General features: G+C 34.3%; 17 protein-coding genes. 6 read left to right on the forward strand and 11 right to left on the reverse strand.

What is annotated here, in order from left to right:
* The 5 genes from B6D18_RS03670 to B6D18_RS03690 all read right to left on the reverse strand — a co-directional run.
* On the reverse strand, window positions 1-823 hold an 823-nt coding region (locus tag B6D18_RS03670), incomplete at its 3' end, for a DUF6708 domain-containing protein (protein ID WP_086363201.1).
* Between the two features lie 48 nt (window positions 824-871).
* Window positions 872-1,693, reverse strand: a complete 822-nt coding sequence (locus B6D18_RS03675; RefSeq protein ID WP_086363202.1) for a DUF6708 domain-containing protein — start codon at window positions 1,691-1,693, stop codon at window positions 872-874.
* A gap of 48 nt (window positions 1,694-1,741) precedes the next feature.
* Window positions 1,742-2,563, reverse strand: coding sequence for a DUF6708 domain-containing protein (locus B6D18_RS03680; RefSeq protein WP_086363203.1), 822 nt, complete (start codon window positions 2,561-2,563; stop codon window positions 1,742-1,744).
* A 15-nt stretch (window positions 2,564-2,578) separates the two neighbouring features.
* Window positions 2,579-6,619 (reverse strand): toxin VasX, encoded by a 4,041-nt coding sequence (locus B6D18_RS03685; protein ID WP_086363204.1) that lies wholly within the window; start codon window positions 6,617-6,619, stop codon window positions 2,579-2,581.
* A gap of 24 nt (window positions 6,620-6,643) precedes the next feature.
* Window positions 6,644-7,573 carry a hypothetical protein gene (locus B6D18_RS03690; protein ID WP_086363205.1) on the reverse strand — a complete coding sequence of 310 codons (930 nt, stop codon included), beginning with the start codon at window positions 7,571-7,573 and terminating at the stop codon, window positions 6,644-6,646.
* Between the two features lie 887 nt (window positions 7,574-8,460).
* Between B6D18_RS03690 and B6D18_RS03695 the strand changes: the two genes are divergently transcribed.
* The 5 genes from B6D18_RS03695 to lysS all read left to right on the forward strand — a co-directional run bounded on the left by B6D18_RS03695 (window position 8,461) and on the right by lysS (window position 13,628).
* Window positions 8,461-9,189: a type 1 glutamine amidotransferase gene (locus B6D18_RS03695; protein ID WP_086363206.1), complete on the forward strand. Its 729-nt coding sequence runs from the start codon at window positions 8,461-8,463 to the stop codon at window positions 9,187-9,189.
* Window positions 9,190-9,217: 28 nt separating this feature from the next.
* On the forward strand, window positions 9,218-10,048 hold the full coding sequence (locus B6D18_RS03700; RefSeq protein ID WP_086363207.1) for a VanW family protein: 831 nt from the start codon (window positions 9,218-9,220) through the stop codon (window positions 10,046-10,048).
* A gap of 134 nt (window positions 10,049-10,182) precedes the next feature.
* On the forward strand, window positions 10,183-10,809 hold the full coding sequence (locus tag B6D18_RS03705) for a Fe-Mn family superoxide dismutase (RefSeq protein WP_086363208.1): 627 nt from the start codon (window positions 10,183-10,185) through the stop codon (window positions 10,807-10,809).
* 174 nt (window positions 10,810-10,983) lie between these two features.
* Window positions 10,984-12,082, forward strand: a protein-coding gene (gene prfB / locus B6D18_RS03710; protein WP_108720963.1) for a peptide chain release factor 2 whose coding sequence is annotated in 2 segments (ribosomal slippage) — window positions 10,984-11,058 and window positions 11,060-12,082 — 1,098 coding nt in all. Because the reading frame shifts where the segments join, the coding sequence is not laid out codon by codon here.
* 31 nt (window positions 12,083-12,113) lie between these two features.
* Entirely contained in the window at window positions 12,114-13,628 is a 1,515-nt protein-coding gene (gene lysS / locus B6D18_RS03715; protein ID WP_086353725.1) for a lysine--tRNA ligase, read from the forward strand.
* Window positions 13,629-13,749: 121 nt separating this feature from the next.
* Here lysS and B6D18_RS03720 read toward each other — a convergent pair whose 3' ends face one another.
* From B6D18_RS03720 to ung, 5 genes are all read right to left on the reverse strand, one after another.
* A complete protein-coding gene (locus B6D18_RS03720; RefSeq protein ID WP_086363209.1) occupies window positions 13,750-15,126 on the reverse strand; it encodes a hypothetical protein in 1,377 nt (458 codons plus the stop codon).
* Window positions 15,127-15,850: 724 nt separating this feature from the next.
* Entirely contained in the window at window positions 15,851-17,104 is a 1,254-nt protein-coding gene (locus B6D18_RS03725; protein ID WP_371328865.1) for a uracil-xanthine permease family protein, read from the reverse strand.
* 107 nt (window positions 17,105-17,211) lie between these two features.
* On the reverse strand, window positions 17,212-17,838 hold the full coding sequence (upp, locus tag B6D18_RS03730) for a uracil phosphoribosyltransferase (RefSeq protein ID WP_086363210.1): 627 nt from the start codon (window positions 17,836-17,838) through the stop codon (window positions 17,212-17,214).
* 161 nt (window positions 17,839-17,999) lie between these two features.
* On the reverse strand, window positions 18,000-19,004 hold the full coding sequence (gene gntR / locus B6D18_RS03735) for a gluconate operon transcriptional repressor GntR (protein ID WP_086363211.1): 1,005 nt from the start codon (window positions 19,002-19,004) through the stop codon (window positions 18,000-18,002).
* A complete protein-coding gene (ung, locus tag B6D18_RS03740; protein WP_086363212.1) occupies window positions 19,005-19,691 on the reverse strand; it encodes a uracil-DNA glycosylase in 687 nt (228 codons plus the stop codon).
* Window positions 19,692-20,083: 392 nt separating this feature from the next.
* On the opposite strand from ung, the gene grcA reads away from it, so the two are divergent.
* On the forward strand, window positions 20,084-20,467 hold the full coding sequence (gene grcA, locus B6D18_RS03745; RefSeq protein ID WP_034902904.1) for an autonomous glycyl radical cofactor GrcA: 384 nt from the start codon (window positions 20,084-20,086) through the stop codon (window positions 20,465-20,467).
* A 60-nt stretch (window positions 20,468-20,527) separates the two neighbouring features.
* Here grcA and B6D18_RS03750 read toward each other — a convergent pair whose 3' ends face one another.
* Window positions 20,528-21,583, reverse strand: coding sequence for a tyrosine-protein phosphatase (locus tag B6D18_RS03750; protein WP_086363213.1), 1,056 nt, complete (start codon window positions 21,581-21,583; stop codon window positions 20,528-20,530).
* Between the last annotated feature and the right edge of the window lie 2 nt (window positions 21,584-21,585).

Here is a 21,585-nt window from a genome sequence, read left to right on the forward strand (position 1 = left end):
GCACATGATATTTTTGTTTAATCTCTATCAGATGTTCCGGCGATAGGGCATTAAACGCTTCAACCATCCATTCCGGCCAACCTTGACCTTGAATGATATCCTTTTTAAAAGGTGTTTCTTGCTCCCAGGTATATTTTCCGTCGTTTAAACTAATTAAATCGTTAAAGCACATAAAATTATTGACCCATCCCCAGACCAGATAACTACCAATACCGTAACGCAGTGGATCTAATAGCACATGGTCAATGGTTTTATACGTGCCCGGCTCACACACCATTAAAATAGTGGTACTGAGTGGATAGGTGGAAAAATTATGCACCACAACCCCATGTAAATCGGCCCAATCATACTCTTTTATCCGTTTTTTATTGGGGTGTAAAAAATGAATCGGATTTTTAAACGAGGTAAAATTAAAGAAATAGCTTTCATTAATATACACTTTCTTGGTTTTACGATTAAGGATTATTGGACTACCTTTTCGTGTAAAAAGATTTTGGTATAATTCGGGAATCATTAAATATAGAGTAATAACAAAGCAAATAATAATAATATACGGAATCATAAATATAGCCATATGACTAATAGAATCTATATTTATTAATGTAAGTAAATATATTGATACTGGTATAACGAAAATCAATAAAATTGTAATAATCCCACTAACACATAAATAAAAAATCTGATCAGATGAGGTTTTACGAAGAAAAGCACAGTAGTTATCGTTGGCATACAGTAAGCGATCATCGGCACCTGAAAGGTAATTCGTACCTTTATCTAAATCATCTATCCAGCCTAATATTTGTGGGCGATATTGTGATGGCATAATTGCTCCTAATTATTCCTTTTGCTTTGTTTTTATTGGCTAATCTGGTTATTGCACATGATATTTTTGTTTAATCTCTATCAGATGTTCCGGCGATAGGGCATTAAACGCTTCAACCATCCATTCCGGCCAACCTTGACCTTGAATGATATCCTTTTTAAAAGGTGTTTCTTGCTCCCAAGTATATTTTCCGTCGTTTAAACTAATTAAATCGTTAAAGCACATAAAATTATTGACCCATCCCCAGACCTGATAACTACCAACACCGTAACGCAGTGGATCTAATAGCACATGGTCAATGGTTTTATGTGTGCCCGGTTCACACACCATTAAAATAGTGGTACAGAGTGGATAGGTGGAAAAGTTATGCACCACAACCCCATGTAAATCGGCCCAATCATACTCTTTTATCCGTTTTTTATTGGGGTGTAAAAAATGAATCGGATTTTTAAACGTGGTAAAATTAAAGAAATAGCTCTCATTAATATACACTTTCTTGGTTTTACGATTAAGGATTATTGGGCATCCTCGCCGTGTAAAAAGATTTTGGTATAACTCAGGAATACAAATGTATAAAGCAAAAATACTAGTAATAAATGAAATGAGAAAAGTAATAAACATAAAACTTTCAGTTTCGGGATTAAACTCAAAAAGTAACAGAAAAGATATATAAATCGCTGGAAATAAACATATAATGATAAATGTAGAAACACATAAATAAAAAATCTGATCAGATGAAGTTTTACGAAGAAAAGCACAGTAGTTATCGTTGGCATACAGTAAGCGATCATCGGCACCTGAAAGGTAATTCGTACCTTTATCTAAATCATCTATCCAGCCTAATATTTGTGGGCGATATTGTGATGGCATAATTGCTCCTAATTATTCCTTTTGCTTTGTTTTTATTGGCTAATCTGGTTATTGCACATGATATTTTTGTTTAATCTCTATCAGATGTTCCGGCGATAGGGCATTAAACGCTTCAACCATCCATTCCGGCCAACCTTGACCTTGAATGATATCCTTTTTAAAAGGTGTTTCTTGCTCCCAGGTATATTTTCCGTCGTTTAAACTAATTAAATCGTTAAAGCACATAAAATTATTGACCCATCCCCAGACCAGATAACTACCAATACCGTAACGCAGTGGATCTAATAGCACATGGTCAATGGTTTTATACGTGCCCGGCTCACACACCATTAAAATAGTGGTACTGAGTGGATAGGTGGAAAAATTATGCACCACAACCCCATGTAAATCGGCCCAATCATACTCTTTTATCCGTTTTTTATTGGGGTGTAAAAAATGAATCGGATTTTTAAACGAGGTAAAATTAAAGAAATAGCTTTCATTAATATACACTTTCTTGGTTTTACGATTAAGGATTATTGGACTACCTTTTCGTGTAAAAAGATTTTGGTATAACTCAGGAATACAAATGTATAAAGCTAAAATACAAGTAATAAATAAAATGAGAAAAGTAATAAATAAAAAACTTTCAGTTTCGGGATTAAACTCAAAAAGTAACAGAAAAGATATATAAATCGCTGGAAATGAACATATAATGATAATTGTAGAAACACATAAATAAAAAATCTGATCAGATGAGGTTTTACGAAGAAAAGCGCAATAGTTATCGTTGGCATACAGTAAACGATCATCAGCATCTGAAAAGTAATTCGTACCTTTACCTAAATCCCCTATCCAGCCTAATATTTGTGGGCGATATTGTGATGGCATAATTGCTCCTTTTCGTTAATTAATTTTCTTCGACTTTTTGGTAATAATTAGTGGGACTGCTTCACGGTTATTATACTCAATGATTATTTGGTATTTTTTTATACCAATAGCGTTAATTGTGCCTGCAATCCATTTATTAATAATCAACCCATCTCTGTCAATGCTATCATCTTGTTTAACAATAACATTTTCAACATTACTATATTTTGGTTCGCTTTCGATCACTATTGTTCCATCTTCTAGAGTATGTGTTAATTGAAATTCAGCTGGCTCATGGATATAACGCTCGCCAGTTTGGGAAGGAAATTTGCTTTTCATTGCCGGCAATTCATATTTATTGAAAAACATTTTTTTATCAGTGCAAATACTTTTGTCGGTCACAGGACCATTTTTTATCTCTAAAACTTCAATACCGTTGGTTGATACACGGCATTTTAAATCAATATATTTATCGGTTATCACACTTGATTGGTTATCAAGATATTCCCAGTTATAAAGATATAAACGAATGGAAGCCGTTAGTACTTCGTTAGGATTGGCTTTGGCAAAATCAGGAATATCCACATAAAAATAGATGTGACGTTGAAAGATATTGGCTGAATGAGGCATTGGTACAACAGGGACACCATTATAAAGCGGTACCTTACGGATAAAGGTTTGGATGCCATAGATGGCAATGGTATAGTCATTGAGCGCTAAACCAAAACCACTGTGTGAACGGCGATCATCTTCATGATAAGCGTCATAACCTAAATATTCGAACTCTGCGTGTTTGCCAAAATAGCAACGATTTAACCAATGCTGAATAGGCGTGTATTTATCATACTTTTTACTAAACAAAATGGCAATTGCACCACCTATCATTAAAACAACACCGATAATAATGGGGATCAAGGTACCGATTAAAGCTATGGCTGCACCCATAATTAAAACAATAGAACCAATTGATCTCATGTAAAAATATCTTTTATTTTCCATATCCAACATATCAAACGCACTATTTAACTCAGTAACAGCATCAAGGACGGTGATTATTGTTGTTACTCTGGTAACAGTTTTACTAATTAGAGTATTTAATTTTAATTGGCTATTGATGGCTTGAGTATTAGCATTGATAACCATAGCGTCTTTTAACTTCATCAAGAGTTTAATATTATGGTATTGATTAATTATATCAACCCCCATCGTTGCCAGATATACCACATCTTTTATTAGTTGAACTTTTACTTGTTGTTCGCCACTGCCCTCTTTTGCAACGCCCCACTCTTTAAGCGTGTCGTTTATATTCATCAAAGTGATAACACCTGATATCGAATTCACTGTCAGATTAATGGCAAAAGTTAATTTTCTAACTTTGATTTCGTTATTAACGTTTTCTAACCTAGATTCATTATTGGCATTTTCTAATTCAACTTTAGTTTTGTTTGAAAGATTTTCTATATTTTCTTTTTCTTGATTTATTTTTATGATTTCATTGTTACGATTTCTTGAACTAATTTTTATTTTTTTATCTTGGGTTGACTTCATGCCTTCGGTTGCATTACCAAGCTGAGCTCGAAGGTTTTTTTGTTTATAAATTAGCTTAAAATAGTCTTTATACGCATTTTCAACAAATTTTTTTAATGGGTAGGGGCTTAATATCCCATTGGTTTGCTTAATAAAATCGACAAATAAGCTTTTTGTTATTTTGTCTGGAAAACAGAGCGTAAATTTGGCTTTTTTGGTTTTAATTGTACCTGTTTTGGTCACCTCTTCATCAATGTCAAAATTTTGCAAAAACTCCAGTTCATGCGGATGATAGATACCTCGATTAAAAAAACCTCGCTGCATTTGGGTTAATAAATTTTGAATTTTAGCGTAATTTTGGGGGTTTATTTGTATAGTAATTTCAACTGGCATCGCTCCGATTCTGACTAGTTGATCAAAAGCGTTAAGTCGCATCCACGGTGATTTTATGGCGGTATGTAAATTATCTTTAATTAGTGCTGCCTGCTTTCTTAAGGCGGTGCTATTTAATAAATGTTTTATATTAGCGCTATGGCCTGAGTTTGACGTTTTTGATTGAGCCATTTCTGACATCTGTTGATTGACTTTTTCAAGATCTTTATTTAATTTTTGAATTTCAGCCTTATATTTTCTTTTGTCCTCTATCAATTTTTTAGTTTCAGTTTCAGCTTTCTCATTGTTTGAATTTTTCGCATTTTGTTCTTCCAGTTCTTCTATTTTTTGCTGATAGCTTTTAATTTTAACTTCATAATTTGCTTTATGCTGTTCTAATATATGTAGTTTTCTTTTTAGTTCTACTTCACTTACTTCTTCAATTGCTTTAGTTATGATAGCTCCAACTCTTAATGCATTTGATATAATATCTCTGGGTTTTAGTAGTCGATTATCCGCCAGATCAACATATACCTCTTCATCACGATCAATACCTTTAGGGTTATTATAGTCAATAATGTAATAGATGCTTTCTGGATTGCTAAGCAGTTCATCCCACAAGGCATTATCAGTACCTAACTTTATTTCTGAATGGGTTGAGTCTAATAGTATTTGCGTAACTTCATTTATATGCGCTATCGAAGTTGTTTCAACTGAAAAATCAAATTCACGTTGCCAAAAATGGACTGGGTTAAAACTGCTTGGTTTTGCTTGATCAAAGTCCGATATAAACTCTGGCTTACCAAACAACCAGCGGACATAAGTAAAATAATCTTGTGACCATTCTTTACAATAATCTACAACTTCGTTATAAGCCACCTCTAATTCGGTATTAAAACTCTTAACTGTTTCTTGATTAACACAGTCATCAAAATCGTCTAATGCTTGCTTTTTGTCTGACGATAGTCTGCCTATTATAGCTCGCATTCCTGCTGATACGGGGATACCGTTATAGCCAACATTATCATTACCAGAATTTACAAGTTTTTCAATCGCTTCCTCTACTTTATCAATTTCACGATCATAATACATTACAATTGACTGACGGTACTGAGTCATTAATTCAAATATCATCCGTTTTTTTAACATTCCAGCATCATAATATTTAAAACGTTGCTGCAATTTTGGATTGACTGTTTTGAGCATATTTTTGGCGCGTTGTTCATAAATTTTAGTTTCTTTATCGATGTCATCCAAATTATCAATAACTTCTTCAGCAAGTTTTAATTCGTCATCAGTCAGAGGTTTTTCATTAAATATATGCAAATGTGAAAGCCGCTGAGAGTTTAGCTCTTCAGCAATACCAAAAGTGTCTTCCACAACGACACCACATGAGGAACCTGATAATGGATTGACGTGGTAGGCAAATGAACGTTTTTGATCATAAAGACTGATAAAAGGATGTGCCGATTGGAAGTTTGGCAACAGGTCTTTTTTTATTCTAAATTCAAGTACATTACTGACACTTTCGGTATCATCTGCTTTGCCAAAAATATCCACAAAAGGTACTGCTCGATTGCTGGTTGCTTGATCGGGATCGTCTTTCAATTTGGTTATGTCAATGTGGGTAAAACGAGATAGCGCCAGTTTGTCTTGTTCTTTAATATATTGATCAATTGTTTCGCTAGACCAAGGTTGTGAAACATATGCTACCCATGCATCGGTAAAGATTCGATCATCCAAATTAATAAATGAGGCTGGAATGGAGTGGCAGGCATTGTAACATGCTTTTGATAATGGTCTTGGTTCTGTACCACTTAAACTATAAGCATCTTTTAAACGTAATACACCATTAAAACACTCATAAGCTTCAAGCATTCGTGTATTAATATCATCTCCTTTTTGTTGCATCACATAAACATAACCTTTGCGCAGAGTACGCAAAATATAGCCATAATCGTTTAACTGTTCGTCAGGCATGCGATTTTTAAAGTTTATTTTTTGTGCATAATTAGCTAACGATTGATAATCTACATCACTTTTTGCGCCTTTAAACGGCGCTAATTTAATTACCGCCTGACGCAGTAAAAACACCGGAATACCTTTTCGTTCACATGCAGGACATTTTCCAGCAGCTTGTCTTTTATTTTGATTGCCTATATTTATTTCTTTTCCCATGTTGGTTATGCCTTATTATTTTATTTATCTAATATCCCTAATGTTTGTACTTTCAATAGCAATATTGGCATTATTAATTTGTGTTGATAGTGTTCCAGGTGTTTTTTTAGCAAGCTCCGTTAGCATTAAAACTTTGGGATTTTGGGTAAAGGCTTGATGGTGCCTTAAACCACAAATTCCCCAAAATAAAATATCACCAGCATCAACTAAACCTAATTGCATAGCTTGCTCAACCAATTGTGTCGCCTCGGCGATAATATCCTTTGATAGTGGTAAAGATTGTTGATCTTCAAATTGTAATCGGTTATTTGCCCAAGCATTAACCAAAGTACGAACTATTCGAATATTTTTAATAAGCAGATTGTCATCAATATCCCAACTTTTTTCTGGGATGGGTTCGTTATTAGCAGTAAATTGAATAAATTTACCATTATGAATTGAAGGATAATAATAGTTGTAAATTTGAGAAAATTGCGCTTTTAACCACGCTTTACTTTGATTGGACCCCACTTCATCCAAAAATTGCATCCGAAAAGGCTCAAAAAATGGATAATACGGTTCTTTTAAAGTCCGACCAATTGAATTGCCAATATTAATTAATTGTTTTGCCAATGCTGAGGGTTTTTGGTCACTAACCAGATAAGCACAGATATAACGTTGTGACCAAAAACACTCTAATGCCGCTTGTCGGCTAATGTCATCAATTATGACATCATCGGTTAATATACTTGGCTCAGCCAATTGAATCAATGTCGGGCAAACACTTTGATCGTAATTCAGATCAGTACGTAATACTGTTGTTAGTTTTTTTTCACCAAAAGCTTTATTTTCGCCAAATTGATACGTTAGTTTTTCAAGTGATAACGGACTTGCCCAATGAAGTACAACTCTATTATCAATTAACAGATAACGATATCTTCTAAAATTCTCAAACTCATTTAATTCCTCGAACATTTCTAACCTTTTTTCCTACCGCGTTTATCATTAATTTCACTCATTTTTAGTAAAATAGTTATTTTTTGTTTACGCCTGTTTTCTTATAGCATTACATTTTAAGTAGACTTCATCGACAATGCCCCAACTCAATGACCTTTTCGTTGATTTTAATAGATGAATTACTTTGATCTAACATTGGGTTGACCAATAGCTTTTGGTAGCTGAAAGTGGAAATAATTGAATAATCGCAAAGTTGATTTAATTGTTCATCTATTGAAATTAGATAAATAACAATCAATCTATTGTTTATAATATCAATTCTAAGCGAATAACGATTTTTTAAAACCGTTTTAAAAGTGCGTTAACACTGGCTAATGTTATTTTTTAAAACGATGTTTCTATTACTTCCTTACATATCCTAACGAACTAAATTCTATTTATTATTTTTAAAAATGAAATATTTACCAATATTATCCTTAATATAAGTAAGTTACATTTAGTTTAAAGAATATAATTTATTTGTATGATTTTTAAGCTGTTATTGTGTTTTTTAACTTAATTATGTGTTCTTTTTTATCAATTTATAGTCAAATAATCATTATTAGCATGATTATAATCACTCTTAGCAAGCTAAATAAGGGAGACAAAATGCCAATTAACTGTAACATTTATTCATTTAATTTCAAGGTTAGAAATTAACATTTATTAAAAATAATGTTGCAGATTATTTTATATAAAAAGGATAACGTTACTTCTCTTATCTCAAAATAATATGATTGAAATACTAATATTTTGTTTTTATAACTGTTATTGCTTACTATATTGTTAAGTGTTTTCGAGATAATTAATACTGAATTTATTGTTTATTAATCTAATAAATTTAACACACTAGGAATTAGGAACCCATGCATATACATTTTATTATTCATGAAGATTTCGAAGCACCTGGAGCTTATGAACAATGGGCCAAAATGCACCATCACACTATCAGCTATTCTCGGGTTTATCTTGGTGAACCTCTTCCCAACAATGTAGATAATATTGATATATTGATTATTATGGGTGGCCCACAATCACCAGCAACAACCAAACAAGAGTGCCCTCATTTTGACTCGCTAGCCGAACAAGCTGTAATATTATCGGCTATCAATTCAAAAAAAATCGTACTTGGCGTCTGTCTTGGTTCACAATTAATTGGTGAAGCTTTAGGAGCCCCACATGGTCATAGTCCGGAAAAGGAAATCGGTAAGTTCCCTATCACCTTAACTGAAATAGGTAAAAATAATCCTTTATTTGTTGATTTTGGCAAGGGTTTAGCTGTCGGCCATTGGCACAATGACATGCCAGGTTTAACCCAAGAAGCACATATTATTGCCTATAGTGAAGGCTGCCCACGACAAATCATTGCTTATGGTCCTTTAGTATATGGTTTTCAATGCCATATGGAGTTAACTTTAGAAGTTGTTGAACAGCTGATTGCTCACTCAGAAAGTGATCTTAATCAAGCAGCAAAATATCGTTTTGTTGATACACCTAGCCAACTTCGTTCCCATGATTATTCTGAAATGAATCAGAAACTGTTTGGCTTTTTAGATAAATTAAGCCTTAATTATTTATCACTTATAAAAAAATAAGCAATTTAGTAGTTAGGATGATTGTTGTATGCAAAACACTATTGTAGATAAACCTAAAAAACGCAGTAATTTAAGGTTAAAATTAGGTAAGGAGTATTTTATTCTCAAACGTAAACTAGATTGGTGGCGCAACCGTCACTCCTATAGCGTAATTGATAAGAATAATAATACTTGCTGCTATTCTCATAAAAAACATCAATCGGTATTGTTAAGACAACTGAAAGATGTTGATATGTATTTGCAATATAACAAAATTACTAACCTTCGCTTAGCAATTGAACAGCTCGACGGTTCGATAATTAAGCCCAATCAACGATTTTCAATTTGGCAAAAAGTTGGTCGACCATCTAAGAAACGCGGCTTTTTAGAAGGTCTCTCATTACATAATGGCCAAATCGGCAAAGATATTGGTGGTGGTTTATGCCAACTTGGCAATTTGATTTACTGGATAGTATTACATTCAGATTTAACCATTATTGAACGATGGCGTCATAGTTTTGATGTTTTTCCGGATGTTAATCGTACTATTCCATTTGCTTGTGGTGCAACACTTTCTTATAACTATATCGATTTACAATTACTCAATAAAACCAATACAACCTACCGACTTAATCTTTGGTTAGATGATGAATATTTACATGGTGAACTGCTTGCCAATACACCTTTATCTTATCACTATGAAATATTCGAAACCGATCACGTTATTGAACAACAATGGTGGGGCGGATACACTAGACACAATAAGATATGGCAACGAAAAACCCATTTGCTCGATAATCAAATAGAGGAAAAACTCATTAGTGAAAATCATGCAATTATGATGTATACACCTTATTTAACACAACCAGACAAAGTGTAAAAATTATACAGCAATGATATTAAATTAGATAGTCATAAGCTATCTAAACAATAGTTTGTGGGATATATTGATAGACCGTATACTCGACAGTATAAATGAGTTAAAAATACTTAATAAATGAAAGGAGCAATTTCATGGCTTATACATTACCCCCTTTACCTTATGCTTATGACGCTTTAGAGCCTTATATTGATACTGAAACAATGCATCTTCATCATGACAAACATCATCAAACTTATGTAAATAACGCTAATGCATTATTAGAATCTCTACCTACCGAAGTTAAAGACTTTTGCCCTGAAACATTACTAAAAAATCTAGACAAAGTCCCTGCAGACAAAATTACTGGTGTTAAAAATAATGTTGGTGGTCATGTTAACCACACTCTATTCTGGGAATTATTAAAAGTTGGAACTGAACTTAAAGGTGAACTTAAAGCTGCTATTGAAAAAGACTTTGGTTCAGTTGATGCATTTAAAGAAAAATTCTCAGCTGCTGCGGCAACTCGTTTTGGTTCTGGTTGGGCATGGTTAGTATTGAAAGATGATAAGCTAGAAGTGGTTTCAACTGCTAATCAAGATTCCCCAGTTATGGGTGAAAAATTCTCAGGCGTTTCTGGCACACCAATTTTAGCGCTTGACGTTTGGGAACACGCTTATTATTTAAAATATCAAAACCGCCGTGCTGATTACATCGGTGCATTTTGGAATGTTATTAACTGGGATAAAGTAGCTGAATTATACGCAGAAGCGAAAAAATAAGCTCATTTAAAAATATCACATTATAAAAATGACGCAATATGCGTCATTTTTTATTTATTATTCATTTACATTATTATCAATGATGTGAACAAATTGGTAATTGCTAAGTTATACTTAAATCCGTTACAATGTAGGATTAATTAAAAAACTTAAAAATTAACAAAACAACATAATATGTTTGAAATTAATCCTATCAAATCGAAAATAGCCGAATTAACCGAGCGAACAGATGTGATTCGGGGGTATCTTTGACTACGATCTCAAGAAAGAACGTCTTGAGGAAGTCAATGCTGAATTAGAACAATCGGAAGTTTGGGCAGATCCAGAAAAAGCACAAGCATTAGGTAAAGAACGAGTAATGCTTGAAGAGATCATCAATACCATTAATTCATTAGATCAAGGACTTGATGATGTTGAAGGCTTACTTGAACTTGCTGTTGAAGCAGAAGATCAAGATACTTTTGATGAAGCAAATCTAGAACTAGAGCAATTAGAAAAAAAACTAGCTGGTCTCGAGTTCCGTCGAATGTTCTCAGGTGATTATGATAGTGCTGATTGTTATTTAGATATTCAATCTGGATCAGGTGGCACTGAAGCACAAGATTGGGCGGAAATGCTACTTAGAATGTATCTCCGTTGGGCTGAATCAAAAGGATTTAGTACCGAAGTGATGGAAGTATCAGATGGTGACGTAGCAGGCATTAAATCGGCCACTATTAAGGTATCTGGTGATTATGCTTATGGTTGGTTACGTACCGAAACTGGCGTTCATCGCTTAGTTCGTAAAAGTCCATTTGATTCAGGTAACCGACGTCATACATCATTTGCATCGGTATTTGTCTATCCAGAAATTGATGATAATATTGATATTGATATCAACCCTGCCGATCTACGTATTGATGTTTATCGCGCATCTGGTGCAGGTGGTCAGCACGTTAATAAAACTGAATCTGCTGTTCGTATTACCCATGTGCCAACAGGGATTGTGACTCAATGTCAAAACAATCGCTCTCAGCATAGTAATAAAGATCAAGCGATGAAACAGCTCAAAGCGAAACTTTATGAGCTGGAAATGCAGAAAAAGAATGCCGAAAAACAGCAGATGGAAGAAAATAAATCCGATATTGGTTGGGGTAGTCAAATCCGTTCATATGTACTTGACGACTCGAGAATTAAAGATTTACGTACCGGCGTCGAAACCCGTAATACTCAAGCCGTTTTAGACGGTGATTTAGATCAATTTATTGAAGAAAGCTTAAAAGCAGGTTTATAACCCTGTTTGGTGATAAATAAAAGGTAATATTATGTCAACACAGCAAGAGCAACAAAACCATATTGAAGAGTTAAACAACGAGCTTACAATACGTCGTGAAAAGCTAGCTGCAATTCGCGAACAAGGCATTGCTTTTCCAAACGATTTTCGTCGTGATGCAATCTCAAGCGATCTTCATAAATTGTATGATGATAAAACTAACGAAGAGCTAATCGAAAATAAAATTATCGTTACTGTTGCTGGTCGCATGATGATGCGCCGTATTATGGGAAAAGCATCATTTGTATCACTACAAGATGTAACTGGACAAATCCAACTTTATGTCACTCGTGATGATCTACCAGAAAATTACTATAATGAACAATTTAAAAAATGGGATCTTGGTGATATTGTTGGTGCTAAAGGTTATTTGTTCAAAACCAAAACTGGTGAGCTTTCAATCCATTGTCAAGAAATTCGCTTATTAACAAAAGCACTACGCCCATTACCAGATAAGTTCCATGGCTTAGCCGATCAAGAAATGCGTTATCGTCAACGTTATCTTGATTTAATTACTAATCAACAATCTCGAGATACCTTTATTGCTCGTTCAAAAGTGGTGACTGAAATTCGCAACTTTATGCTTGAAAACCACTTTATGGAAGTTGAAACACCAATGATGCAAGTGATTCCTGGTGGAGCTTCAGCAAAACCATTTATTACTCATCATAATGCGCTAGATTTAGATATGTACTTACGGATTGCGCCAGAACTTTACTTAAAACGTTTAGTTGTTGGTGGATTTGAACGAGTATTTGAAATTAATCGTAACTTCCGTAATGAAGGGGTATCACCACGACATAATCCAGAATTTACAATGATGGAAATGTATATGGCTTATGCCGATTATAAAGACCTAATTGTATTAACCGAAGCATTATTCCGCCGTTTAGCTATCGCAGTAACTGGTGATGCAGTTGTACAGTATGGCGAACATACTTTTGATTTTGGAAAACCATTTATCAAAATGACGATGCGTGAAGCAATTTGTCATTATCGTCCAGAAACGAATAATGCGGATTTAGATGATTTTGATAAAGCATGTGCAATTGCCAAAGATGTGGGAATCAAAGTAGAAAAAGGTTGGGGATTAGGTCGAGTTGTAACTGAAATTTTCGAAGAAGTGGCTGAAGCTAACTTAATACAACCAACTTTTATCACCGAATATCCAGCTGAAGTATCACCACTGGCTCGTCGTAATGATGAAAACCCATTTGTCACTGACCGCTTTGAATTTTTCATCGGTGGACGAGAAATTGGTAATGGTTTCTCAGAACTTAATGATGCAGAAGATCAGGCGCAACGTTTTGCCGATCAAGTATCACAAAAGGATGCCGGTGACGATGAAGCAATGTTCTATGATGAAGATTACATCACCGCATTAGAACATGGTCTACCACCAACTGCTGGCTTAGGGATCGGTATTGACAGAACTGTAATGTTATTTACCAACAGTCATACTATTCGCGATGTAATTTTATTCCCGACAATGCGTCCAATTAAATAACGGTTGTTGATTACTATTAAACCAAACTCACTTATTGAGAAATAAGTGAGTTTTTTATTTATCAAAATAGATCTGTTTGATTTTAGGCGTATGGATTACGCATTACAATACCACTAAACCGCTAATGAGAGACACAGACAAGATTAACTCTACCGCCACCATAATTCATTGTTAAATCTACATGACCATATCTCGCAGAAACTATATACCGATAATTCTTATCATAATCATTGCCCTGGTTGAGAACCTCATCTGTCCAGTACCACCAAAGGGAGGTTTGGAAGTCGTTAAAGTTGGCATTGTAATCACCCATAGATCCCCACTCTGCAAATAAACCTGCACCGATGTTACGTTCATAATAACCATCAGATGATGAAGGAGTTGCACCAACAAAACCTTGACATCTATAATTATTTGATGGGCAAATTGCATTAGTTAAATCCTTTACTTCAGTAATACGATAACCAATCTTTTCACACCACGATATTTGTTGATAGCTGTAGTTTTTAGGCCCTCGATTGACGAACCATTGTTTTAACTGGAAACCGTATTTAATCACTTCATTATCACTACTGTCTCGACCAACTAACTCGAAAGTCTGGGGCAAAGAAGGGTTATATATATTATCAGGAGAATCTGATTCCCACTCAGTAGCAACAGGACCTGTCAGTTTAACTCGTACACTTGTACCTGAGGGATCTGGTGTCATCGTTGCTTTAATACCTTCGCGTTCAACCTCTTCCCATTTTAAGGGTTGAGCAACACCACCTATAATTAAATCAAAATATAAACCATCGGCGCCTGTCGTTGGGAAGTTTAAACCATAAGTGGTCGAATCAAACGACTGGGTAATAAACCCATTTTCAGGATCCCAAATGGATGGAGGACCTGCAAAATGCCCCATATTTGTTACTTTTGAACCATATAATAAATTGGGTTTAGCAAAACACACTTTTGGCGATATTTTAGGATTGATATAATAAGTTGTATTACTCGCGTTAAAAGTATTACTATTTGGAAAGCCATAACGAGTAGTTAAGGCGCCATCAGTATTTGATAATGTTAATTTGTATGGCGCTTTACAGATATCTAATGTTGCATTACGTGCAACCGATTGATTATTTTTATCTACGATAGATAATGTTAAAGAACCAGTAGCGGTAACATTCTCATCGCCATCATCATCTCCAAAATAATTATATGGTTCTGCGACAAGTGAACTTAAATTTATTGAATAAGTATCAGTTGGCACTAACATGTCAATATTAGCTAACGTTTCACCTAAATTTGGTAATTCGATTGGCTTAATGAATGAATTATTTTTTGCAGGGGTGTATTTAGTTCCATCAGAGAGGGTTATCCCGAGCAGACTATCGGTGTTAGTCACACGAGTCCCTCCTCCATCAAAGGTAAAATAAGGCGCATGACCATGAATAAGATTTAATGTTTCAGATGTTAATGCTTGACTAGAAAAGGATAGTTGCATAAAAGCAACCATTATTAACCCTAATAAAATCCGCCGAGATAAAAAAGAACGGCAAAAGGATTGTAAAAAAAAACGCAGAATTCTGCTTGATTTCGATAAAAAACAAAATATAGTAAAAAATGAATATTGGGAGCTCAACTTTGACGAATTTAAAATATATGTTGCCCATATTGGCTTTTGGAAATTACAGTACATCTAGACGATCTCGCCAATTAATATTTTTTTATTTAAATTTATATGCAAACTTGCAAATATTCAGTCGGAATTTTTTACTTAAAAGAGTAAAGTAGTATAGAGACAGAAAAATTTCTCGCAACTTTTTTAGCCACTTTATTGGTTAAGCTTCGTAAAGTCTTAATGGAAAATTAATTATAAAAATCACTATTATTACCATCAAAAGAATCGACCTTCATATCCAAAAACCCCGTTCCTCAATTTTTTTAAAATAGCTCTACTATTTAAAAGTTATTACTCACTTATTTATTCTAAATAACATACTATAAATGAAATATGTTTTATTATTTTATTGAGCAGAAATAATAGTTATTAAGTTATCCCCAACGCTTTGGATCAGAGTTGGCTTATTATATTTATGAATACTTTTTATAAAAGTTAGCGCTTGCTGACTAAAATAATTATTTATTAAGTAAAACGTAGAGATCTTATAGAGTAGTAAAAAAGAGGAAATATGATTAGCCATTAATCGATTTTATAATTAACGGCCAGAATGTTTATCTTAGTTATTTGTTTTAGTTTGTTGCGGTAAGATTAAATTTAACACAATGGCTAAAATCCCACATAAACTAATACCCTGTAATGCATAAGAACCAAAATCGAAGATCATGCCACCAATACCAAATACTAGTACTAACGAGACAATACACATATTCCGTGATACAGAAAGATCGACTTTATGTTTGACTAAAATATTAATACCAACCGAAGCAATTGAACCAAATAACAACACCATGATTCCACCCATTACGACAGTTGGAATTGAACTTAAAAATGCCCCTATTTTACCAATGAAAGACATTAAGATTGCCCATAATGCCGCCCAAGTCATTACCTGAGTTTTAAAATTGCGGGTTAAGGTTACCGCACCAATAACTTCGGCATAAGTAATACATGGAGGCCCACCCAAAAATCCTGCTGTTGTAGTAGCCAATCCATCACCCAACAATGTCCTCTGTAAACCTGGTTCACGAGTGTAATCTTTACCTGTTACAGCACCAATTGCCATAATATCACCGACATGCTCAATAGTTGGAGCAATCACAATTGGAATCATATATAAAATAGCTTGCCACTGAAACTCAGGAAATGTGAAATCAGGGACTTTAAACCATGCTGCATCAATAACTGGTTGAAAATTGACAATACCCAAAGCACATGAAAGTGCATATCCAACCACAATACCGGCAATAATCGGAACTAATCTAAAAAAGCCTTTTGCCCAGATAGCAACAATTAAAGTCGTTAACAAAGAAGCCATCGAAATAATGATAAGTTGATAGTTTTCGGCTTGAAGTCCACTATCTTTACCCATAGCCATACCAACTGCAACTGGGGCTAATGATAAACCAATTACCATAATAATTGGCCCGGTAACTACCGGCGGTAAAATCCGATCGATAACATTATTACCATTAATTTTGACCAGAAAAGCAAAAAACATAAATACCAAACCAGCGGCAACCAATCCACCTAAAGTTGCCGGTATTCCCCATTGAGCTACTCCAAAAGAAATTGGTGCAATAAAAGCAAAAGAAGAGGCTAAAAATACCGGTACTTTATTTTTAGTTGCAAGTTGAAATAACAATGTACCGACACCGGCAGTAAATAAAGCCACATTTGGATTTAAACCAGTTAACAGTGGCACTAAGACTAAAGCACCAAAAGCGACAAATAGCATTTGAGCACCAGTAAAAATATCTTGCCAGGCTGGTTTTAATGGTGAAGTATCCTTTTTAATTTCATCATTATTGATTTTAACCACGTTTTCCTCTCTTCTTAAACTTCTTTTTGCCAATAGCAAATTAATTATTAAATAGCAGACATAAAAAAACCGGATAAACCGGTCTAAAAATTGAGATTTTATTTAGTGCCAAATATTTTGTCTCCGGCATCACCTAGCCCAGGTAAAATATAGCCTTTATCATTTAGGCGATCATCAATTGATGCCGTATAAAGTTCAACATCAGGATGTGCTTGTTCTAATACTTTGATACCTTCTGGCGCAGCAACTAAAACTAACACTTTGATATTTTTACAGCCTGCTTTCTTAAGTAGATCAATAGTTGCTACCATTGAACCACCGGTTGCTAGCATCGGATCAACCACTAACGCCATTCGTTCTTCAATATCAGAAGTGAGTTTTTGGAAATAAGGAACAGGTTCAAGTGTTTCTTCGTTACGATAAAAACCAACAACACTAATTCTTGCACTAGGTATGTGTTCTAATACGCCATCCATCATACCTAAACCAGCACGTAGGATAGGAACAACAGTAATCTTTTTACCTTTAATACGTTCTACTTGCACAGGGCCACACCAACCTTCAATGGTTACGGTTTCTGTTGGTAAATTAGCGGTTGCTTCATAAGTTAATAAACTACCAACTTCACTGGCAAGGTTTCGGAAATCTTTTGTGCTAATATCGTGTTCACGCATTAAGCCAATTTTATGGCGAACTAGAGGGTGTTTTACTTCAACAATTTTCATGGGGGCCTCAGTGTTATTCTTTAATGATCTAATTAGTAGGTGTAAATAACCACTGAGAGGCGATTTTAGCATAGATATCAAATCATGAAAACCTGAAATCCATCCAAACCTAATCAATAATGTGATAATGATATAAATTTTAGAAAAGATTTTAAAATTGATTACAAACTTTCACCATCAAGGTATTCAACAGGTAAATCGATGACCTTTTCAGCAATATTTTCACCATTTATACGTTTCAAGAGTAATTCTGTAGCAATTTTTCCCATTTCAATTCTTGGCGTATGAATGGAAGCTAATTTAGGATTCATATACTGACCAATTTTATGACCATGAAAACCAACAATCGCTATTTGTTTAGGTATTTCAATACCAATACGTTGACATTCAAGTAATACACCTAAAGCCAAATCATCATTGGTACTAAAAATACCATCAACACATGGATATTCTTTTAATATCTGGTGTAAAAATCTCGCCCCCAAATCATAAGATGAGGCTTCTTTAGTGGCTAATGTTTTAGGCGTTAATCCTGCCTCTTGCATGGCTTTTTCATAACCTTGTTGCCGAATGATACTACGTTGATCTTGTCTTGCACTAAAATAAACAATGTGACGTCGTCCTTTATTTATCATGCGATGAATCATATTTTTTGTAGCAGTGAAATTATCAAATCCAACCGCCATATCAATGCAAGGCGACACGCTGTCCATAATTTCCACTACTGGGACACCTGAAATTTCAATCATCTTTAAGGTAGCTGGATTATGTATCCTTTCCGTCAAAATTAATCCATCAATATTATAAGACAATAAAGAACGGACTCGTAACTCTTCTTTATCAGCGTTATATCCGGTGTGAGTGATCATGGTTTGATAACCTTGCACATCGGAAACCATCTCAATACCTTTTAAAATATCAGCAAAAACTTGGTTAGTTAACGAGGGAAATACAACTCCAATAGCATGACTTTTGGCATTTGATAACATATCAGGAGCTTTGTTAGGAATATACCCGAGCTTATCAATAGCCGATGATATTTGTAATTGAAGTGATTCAGATACAAGCTTAGGATCTCGCAAAAAGCGACTTACTGTCATTTTGCTGATCCCAACTAAATTAGCAATTTCCTGTAAGCCTGGACGGCGTTTCTTATTACTACTCATTTACTTTTTTTCCGGTAATCGTGGTTGCCAATCGATAGGTGTTTTACCATGCTGTAAAATAAAATTATTGGCTTTTGAGAAGTGTTTACAACCGAAAAATCCACGATGAGCCGATAATGGCGATGGGTGTACCGCCGTTAACACATGGTGTTTTTGACGATCAATAAATTGACCTTTCTTTTGTGCCGGTGACCCCCAAAGTAAAAAAACAACACCCTCTAGATATTTATCAATTGCCGCAATAACATGATCGGTGAAGGTTTCCCAACCTATTTTGGCATGCGAGTGAGCTTGTCCTGCTTCAACCGTTAATACGTTATTGAGTAATAACACACCTTGAGTAGCCCAATAGCCTAAATAGCCATGGTTAGGTATCGTGAATCCTTCAATATCAGTTGCTAACTCTTTATAGATATTTATAAGCGAGGGTGGCGGTTTAATTCCGGGTAATACAGAAAAGGATAAGCCATGAGCTTGATTTGGACCATGATAAGGATCCTGCCCTAATATCACTACTTTAATATCACTAAATGCCGTAAAACGAAAAGCATTAAATACATCGTGCTGAGGTGGGTAAATAATTTTACCTTGTGCACGCTGCGTTGCCACAAACTGCATTATATGTTGAAAATAGGGCTTCTCTTTTTCAGAGCCAATAACATCATTCCATGTTAATTGATTACTCATATTTGACCTTTACAATTGTTTTATCTAGTTCAACACTGGATTTATTGATGATATTAATTATACCTAAAAATACCAATAAACCTACTGATAATCAATGATGAGAAAAGTACTCTTCGTTCAACAGTCAATACGTGTTCAACTAATAAAAAGATGAATAAAATACCTTGTTTAGTTTAAGATCATCAAAATATTACTTAAATTGCAAATGACAATAAAAGATTACCTTTTAATAAATATAAAGTTATTTGCAAAAATCAGGTCAACCCACACAATCAACGGTAAAACTTATCAGATTAATAGCTTTTTTTGACTTTAATCAAATTTTGAAAGTGCTATATTACTTATAAATAATTTAGGACAATAAGGTCCAGATCCATTAGGAGGATTTAAAAATGATTACAGGTATCCAAATTACTAAAGCAGACAATCAAGCACTACTTAACTCTTTCTGGTTATTAGATGATTCAACCAAAGAAGCTCGTTGTGTTGCTGCTAAATCAGTTTACAAAGAAGATCAAATCGTCCCAACTGCGGAACTTGGTCAATTCGAATATCGTGAAGTTCCATTAGATGTAGCACCAACAATTAAAGTTGAAGGTGGTCAACATTTAAATGTAAACGTACTTCGTCGTGAAACATTAGAAGATGCAGTACAACACCCAGAAAAATATCCACAATTAACAATTCGTGTTTCTGGTTATGCAGTACGTTTTAACTCACTAACTGCTGAACAACAACGTGACGTTATTGCTCGTACATTTACTACTAAAATGTAATTTACAGAGTATGAAATAGTATAAATTAGATTAACCCAGTTTAATACTGGGTTAATTTTTTTAATATAGATAATTTTGTTTTATTTTTTCTCTCTCGCTTTCTGTTATTTTTAACGCTTTAGTTAAATATCCCGCAATTGACCCGAATCTTGTACGCATTTCATCAAATGCAGCTTCAAGGTAACTACTACGCGCTTCCATCATAGAATACAAAAAAGCTAAAATTTCAGCATTATTGGTCTCTTTTTCATATTTCTCCATTCTACGCATATTACGTGAATACCTTAATTCACTTGTCATTGCATAATCTAATAATATAGTTTGTTCATCAACACCTAAAATAGCTAATATAATTGCTATACCGAAACCAGTTCTATCTTTACCTCCTCGACAATGTTGTACTATCGCCAAATTTCGGCTATCTAAAATAATATCAATAAGTTCTCTATATATTTTGGCTGTTTCAGGATTACGGATAAAATCACGATTTTGTTCTTGCATAATTAGCCCAGAACCATCAATAACCATTTTGCCATTTTTGCTTTGGCTTAAACTAATGAGTTCCTGTATTTTTTCATGATCATTACTAGCCTTAGCAGCTAATTCTGCTGAAGATGCATCGGGAATTAAACGAAATGTATTTAGCTGATTATGCCACAAGCGATTGGGTTGTTTGCTGTATTCTTTTTCATTACGATAATCAATAATAGTATGAAAATTTGCTGTTTTTAAATATGCGATATCCTTATCTGTCAAATTATGTAAATGATCTGAACGATAAAGATTACCCCATCTAACAGTTTTACCATCACCAGTTCTATAGCCGCCAATATCACGAAAATTATTTGCACCTTCCAATGGTAGAACACGTTCAGCAGTCACATAATTTTGACCATTAATATCAAGGATAAAATAGCAACGTTTATCATCAAGAATATCTAAATCAATGCTTGATTGTGTTGTTTGAGTAAGTACAGTTTTTTCAGCATTTTTTATATCAGCACTATCACTCAAATAAATTTTTACCTCATGCGACTTTGGTGGTGATTGCCAACTTAGACGCACACGGCTTGGTGTTAATCTTTCAACTGCATTAACTATAATATTATTGTGCATCT

The sequence above is a fragment of the Gilliamella sp. A7 genome (assembly GCF_002142015.1).
In the GTDB taxonomy this organism is placed as follows: domain Bacteria; phylum Pseudomonadota; class Gammaproteobacteria; order Enterobacterales; family Orbaceae; genus Gilliamella; species Gilliamella apis_A.